Consider the following 4,237-nt stretch of genomic DNA (forward strand, 5'->3'; position numbering starts at 1 on the left):
GAAAAGACGCGGCCAACCTTCTCGGCGAAGGCGGCGTCGCGCACGGCATCGTCGGCGATGATCGGCATGAACTGGAAGCCGCCGCCGATAGCGTCGATCGCCGCCTTGACGGTGTCGATCCGCTGCTGGTTCCAGAGGTTCTCCTTGACGATGACCTGATCGGCCATGCCGAGATCGCGGGCAACCGCGATCATGCCGGGCAGAGCATGAACGTCGAGCTTGTTGTCGAGGTTGATCAGGATCCGGTCCCTGGTCGCCATCAGCATTTCGCGCAGCGTCGAGACCGGCTCGCTGGTGATGGCGCCGGTGCCCTCCAGGACAAGCCTGCATCTCTTCAGTTCGGCGACAGTATGGTCGACCACCTCGCCCTTGCAGTTGGTGGTGCGGTCGAGCCAGCTGTCATGCATGACGACGAACTCGCCGTCCTTGGAGCGCCTGATGTCGACCTCGACGATCTCGGCGCCGAGCGCGATCGAGGCCTCGACCGCGGCGAGCGAATTCTCGGGGTAAAGCGTCTTGCCGGCCTGCATGCCGCCGGCGCGGTGTGCCGCCACCATGACATGGTCGCGCCACTGGTTGGCATGCTCGAAGCGGTCGAGGATCTGCCTGGCGCGCGTTTCGCCGGCCAAGGCATGGCCGATCGAGGCCGCAAGCGTCGCGGAAAGCAGAAGGCTTCGCAAGATTGCCCGCATCAAGAATCGCTCCGTTCCGGATGGAACCCGGTTAGGCGATGTGCATGACACGCCGGTGAACGAAGCCGGCTATGGGCTTGAACGGATTGGCTTCTCAGATCCGCTTGGCGAGCCGCCGGAACCAGGCCAGGGCCGGCATTTCGACGAAGCGCCAGGTGAACCAGGAGACGGCGATGGTGGCGACGAGCATGGTGAGAATAGCGGCAAAGCCGAGCCATGGCAGATCGGCGCCGAAGCCGGTCGCATGGTCGCCGCGCAGCACGATGTCGCCAAGCAGGTGAAGCCCGAACTTGCGCTCCACCAGCCCGCCGACATTGATCATGCGCGCCTGCACGAAGATGTGGACCATGTAGATGGAATAGGAGAGCGCGCCCAGCATCAGCATCGGCCGGGTGCGCAGGAAGGCGCTGATCCAGCCGCCCTCATGCGCAAAGAGGTAGAGCGCCAGCGCAAACACCAGGGGAGCGGCGATGCCGGCATCATTGTCTCCGGCCAGCGCGACGAAAACACCGATCACCGCGATCATCACCATCTCGGCCGCCGTCCAGGCGATCCGCGCCCTGCCGTCACCGGCAAGCGCCTGTCGCGCCTCTGCAATGGAATCGTGCTGAAACCATGCCAGCAGCGCGCCGAGCGAGAAGCCGTAGAGGCAGCGGATGAAGCCGAAGTCGAAGGACACGTCCATATGCGTGCGAGAGAAGGCAAGCAGGAAAAGCGGCGCGGTGACGGCAGCGGCCACAAGCCAGATCCAGCTGCGCCGGCCCGCCGTGAAGACAACGGCGGCAAACAGCAGATAGGCGAAGAATTCGGCCGAGATGCTCCAGCTCGGCGGGTTCCAGCTCAGATGATCCTCGACGCCCATGCCTTGCAGCAGGAAGAGATTGGCGACGAGGCTGTTCAGGTCGAAGCCGCCGGTGAAGGGCTCGGCACCCGCGCCGTGCAATTGCGGCAGCATGAGCCGCAGCTCCTCGAAGGCGGCGAAGGCGGCGAGCATCACGAGGTGCAGCGGGTAGATGCGGCCGAAGCGGACGGGCGCGAAGCGGGCAAGCTCGACCGGCTCGCTGAGCCGGTTGCCGTAGGAGCTGGCGATGACGAAGCCGGACAACACGAAGAAGAAATCGACGAACAGGTAGGAGCCGCCGACAAAGGCGCTTTGCGAGATCGTCGAGTTGGTCGGGAAATGGAACAGCGCCACCAGCAGCGCGCAGATGCCGCGCCAGGAATCGAGCACCAGGAAACGCTCGCTCGCCACGGTGCCGGTCCGGGTCGCCGCCGGCATATGCGCGGGGTTGAGAAAAGCGGTCTGCGTCATGATGATACAATCCTGTGTTGTCGTGGCACTCGCCGAGCGCCATTCCCGTTTCCCCACTCTGTGACTGGCATGTTGCGTGCCGGTTCTGTAGTTGTGGCAACCCGCTGAAAACCGAGGACCCGTAATGGCGAACCAGAACATCGACCATGCCTTCACCGCCCGCTCCAAGACGGGCGCGTCCTTCGAGCCGACCTATGCCGGCGCGCTGTCGTTCATGCGGCGCAGATACACGAAGGACGTGAGGGGCGCGGACGCCGTGGTGTGGGGCATTCCCTTCGATGCCGCCGTTACCAACCGGCCGGGCGCACGCTTCGGGCCGCAGGCGATCCGCCGCGCCTCGGCGATCCTCGACAACGACCCGCAGTACCCGTTCTCGCGCGACCTGTTCGAGCACCTCGCTGTTGTCGACTACGGCGACTGCCTGCTTGACAGCGGCAACCATCAGAAGACACCCGGCACGATCGAGCGCGAGGCGGCCAAGATCCTGAAATCAGGCGCCTTCCTGTTGTCGCTCGGCGGCGACCATTTCGTCACCTGGCCGCTGCTCAAGGCGCATGCCGCCATCCACGGACCGCTGGCGATGGTGCAGTTCGACGCCCATCAGGACACCTGGCCGGACGACGGCAAACGCATCGACCACGGCTCTTTCGTCGGACGCGCGGTGAAAGAAGGTATCATCGATCCCGATCGCTCGATCCAGATCGGCATCCGCACGCACGCCCCCGATACGTTCGGCATCAAGATCCTCTACGGTCACGAGGTCGAGGAGATGCGGGCGTCCGACATCGCCTATGCTATCGTCGACCGTACCGGCGGCAGGAAGACCTATCTCACCTTCGACATCGACTGCCTGGACCCGGCCTTCGCACCGGGCACTGGCACGCCGGTCGCCGGCGGGCCGTCCTCGGCGAAGATCCTGTCGACGCTGCGCCAACTCGGCCAGATCGACATTGTCGGCGCCGACGTGGTCGAGGTTGCGCCCGCTTACGATCATGCCGATATAACGGCGATCGCGGGCTCCATGGTGGCGATGCATTATCTGGGCCTGGTCGCCGAGCGAAAAGCCCGGCTCGAGGACCTAAACAACGGCAATACTGTTGCAGTCAATCACGCTCAGGGCATATAGCGCTGAAATCGCAGGGACTTTTCAAGGCAATGAAACCGAAAATCTTCATCGACGGCGAACACGGCACCACCGGCCTGCAGATCAGGGCGCTGCTGGCCGAGCGGGGCGACCTGGAGATCATTTCGATCCCCACCGAGCGCCGCAAGGAAACTGCGGCGCGAGCGGAGTTCCTCAATGCCGCCGATGTCGCGATCCTGTGCCTGCCGGACGCCGCCGCCAAGGAAAGTGTGTCGCTGATCGAGAATGACACCACCCGGGTGATCGACGCCTCGACCGCGCATCGCGTTGCCGCCGGCTGGGAATATGGTTTCGCCGAAATGGACAAGGACCAGGCAAAGAGGATCGCCGCGGCGAAGCGCGTCGCCAATCCCGGCTGCTGGCCGCAAGGTCCGATTGCGACGCTCAGGCCGCTTGTGTCAGCCGGACTGTTGCCCGCCGACTTCCCGATCACCGTCAACGGCATTTCCGGCTATTCCGGTGGTGGCCGGCCGATGATCGAGGACTATGTCGGCAAGGGCGAGGACGCGCCCGAATTCCTGCCCTACGGGCTCACCCTGCAGCACAAGCACGTGCCTGAGCTCAGGACCTATGCGAAGCTCTCGCATGACCCGATCATGCAACCGGCGGTCGGCAATTTCGCGCAAGGCATGATCACCGTGGTGCCACTGCAACTCGGCGGCCTCGAGCGCGTGCCGACTGGCGCCGAAATGCATGCAGCGCTGGCCGATCATTTCGCCTCGATCGAGGGCGGCGTGGTCGAGGTCGCGCCCTACACGCATCTGGAGCGTATCCCCGACGTCGATCCGGAAATCTACAACGGCACCAACAAGATGAAGGTCTACGTCTTTGCCAATGACGAGCGGGCGCAGGCGCTCCTTCTCGCCGTCTACGACAATCTCGGCAAGGGCGCGTCGGGCGCCGCCGTGCAGAACATGGACCTGATGCTCGGCCTCACCCCGTAAGCGAACATGCCGGAATTTCCGAAGCGCTGGAAAGTCAGCGCGCCCGAACTCATTGCCGAAACCTTCTCCAGCCGCATCCCTTACGGAAACCACACCGGCGGTAGGGATAGACGTATCCCAGCCGCAACCAACGAGACGCCTACAC

General features: G+C 64.1%; 4 protein-coding genes. 2 read left to right on the forward strand and 2 right to left on the reverse strand.

Features of this window, described 5'->3' with window-relative positions; all coding sequences use genetic code 11:
• Positions 1 to 692 (reverse strand): glycerophosphodiester phosphodiesterase family protein (locus tag EN780_RS28605; protein WP_133372749.1); only part of this gene is annotated, 692 nt, incomplete at its 3' end.
• 94 nt (positions 693 to 786) lie between these two features.
• A complete protein-coding gene (locus EN780_RS28610; protein ID WP_128275964.1) occupies positions 787 to 2,004 on the reverse strand; it encodes an acyltransferase in 1,218 nt (405 codons plus the stop codon).
• A 124-nt stretch (positions 2,005 to 2,128) separates the two neighbouring features.
• Here EN780_RS28610 and speB point away from each other — a divergent pair, with 124 nt between their 5' ends.
• Together speB and argC are read left to right on the forward strand one after the other, a co-directional pair.
• Positions 2,129 to 3,130, forward strand: coding sequence for an agmatinase (gene speB, locus EN780_RS28615; RefSeq protein WP_127282135.1), 1,002 nt, complete (start codon positions 2,129 to 2,131; stop codon positions 3,128 to 3,130).
• Between the two features lie 29 nt (positions 3,131 to 3,159).
• Positions 3,160 to 4,092: an N-acetyl-gamma-glutamyl-phosphate reductase gene (argC, locus tag EN780_RS28620; protein ID WP_127311756.1), complete on the forward strand. Its 933-nt coding sequence runs from the start codon at positions 3,160 to 3,162 to the stop codon at positions 4,090 to 4,092.
• Positions 4,093 to 4,237 lie beyond the last annotated feature (145 nt).

Origin of the sequence: Mesorhizobium sp. M4B.F.Ca.ET.089.01.1.1 (genome assembly GCF_004022605.1) — a bacterium.
In the GTDB taxonomy this organism is placed as follows: Bacteria; Pseudomonadota; Alphaproteobacteria; order Rhizobiales; family Rhizobiaceae; genus Mesorhizobium; species Mesorhizobium abyssinicae.

Bases quoted from the DNA above. Each gene is read 5' to 3' on its own strand.
- speB (WP_127282135.1), top strand. From the start codon at position 2,129: ATGGCGAACCAGAACATCGACCATGCCTTCACCGCCCGCTCCAAGACG.
- EN780_RS28610 (WP_128275964.1), bottom strand. From the start codon at position 2,004: ATGACGCAGACCGCTTTTCTCAACCCCGCGCATATGCCGGCGGCGACC.
- argC (WP_127311756.1), top strand. From the start codon at position 3,160: ATGAAACCGAAAATCTTCATCGACGGCGAACACGGCACCACCGGCCTG.